This window comes from Vibrio sp. Vb0349 (assembly GCF_033338975.1).
Genome location: NZ_JAWOTS010000193.1, coordinates 1 through 1,407, shown reverse-complemented (window position 1 = coordinate 1,407; position 1,407 = coordinate 1). Strand labels below are relative to the sequence as shown.

Below are 1,407 nucleotides of genomic sequence, written 5' to 3'. Positions count from 1 at the left end.
TATGGCCATCTTCAGCCAACTCCGGAATGCGCCCCGTGATGCGTTTAGCGTGAACGCCATTTAACGTCGCCGATTTGGAATCCAGATACATGGCGTCGTTTTCAAACAATAGATCAAGCTGCAAGTCGGTAATGGTTGGCCACGCAGTATCAAAACTGAATTTCGCGTCTTTTAAGCCAACCCATGCCTGAAACATGCCGTTGTGCTCTTTGTAAGGAAAATCTCCTAACTCGCCATACCACAGCAATTTGGCCGTATTTACTTTACCGCCTTGAATGGCGGTTGATAGGTAATCCGTCAGATCTTGACCTAATGCCAAGGTTGGCAAGTAACGCCAAGTTTCACCAGCGTTGTAGAGATCCGCCTCAGCATAAAACGATAGGAATGGGCTTTGCTCTTTAGGGAAATCGAGTCGAAATGCGCCCAACACTTGAAGGTCCGGAGTCGCAGCCGTGACTTTATCCGACCACAAACGCCAACCTGTCTCATCTTGCTGCCAGATGATGTCGACTTCGCCTTGCTTGATGTTCAATGGGGCTTGGAATACATCCCCGTACGGGAAAACATCATCAATGACCGTGACTTTCGCTTTCGCTTGCTTCAAGTCACCCGCAACGCTGCCTTGCACATGTTGAAAGCCCGGCAACAGTTCCCATTGAGTCATAGCTAACTCATCGAGGTCTGCCGAATAACGCAGCGTATCTAAGCCACCATTCATGGCTAAACGAATGTCTTCAACACGACCTTTCGGCGCTAATTTATTGAGTAAGTCACTGGTTGATTCCGATTCCGGCGCGAGCTTAACGAGTGGAATCAGCGCCTCAATGTCGAGCTGAGAAAGATTGAGCTTCCAGCCATCTGGTTGCCAATCAAAAGCCGCATCAAGTTCAGGCCAGGATTTGTCATCGGTGCGAATTTGAAGTGAGTGACCATTTACTTTCCAACCTTGCTTATCAGGCAAGAGCTTAAACACTCCCGATTCGATAAACAGTTCATGGCGGCCATTTTCATTCCATACGAGCTCAGACGGTTGCAGCTCCACGTACGCATAATTAGGTTGGCTGTGTTTGAGAGTCAGCCAGGTATTCAAACTGACCTTGCCAGACTCCGCACCCGACTCTTCTTGCATGTAAGTGGTAAGCCAAGGCGTTACCGAGACATCTTGCGCACTCACGTAAAACTCACCAGACACATCACGCAGCGAACCATGGTCTTTAAAGTTAGCATTTACTAACAGTGAACTCAGGCTAGCGTCTGCAATACTGACTGTGCCTTCCGCCAAGTGACGTTTGCCTTGGTTACTCCAGCGAAGCTGTTCAATATCGAGTCGACGAGTTTCGCCCGATACCGATTTGTACCAGACGCGTGAATTCGTAATGGTGAAGTCTTCAAACTGGCGCAGCAATA

1 protein-coding gene is annotated in these 1,407 nt (G+C 48.7%); it reads right to left on the bottom strand.

The window, feature by feature from the left end; all coding sequences use genetic code 11:
• On the bottom strand, positions 1-1,407 hold a 1,407-nt coding region (locus tag R7Q47_RS24465; RefSeq protein WP_318089825.1), incomplete at both ends, for a DUF3971 domain-containing protein.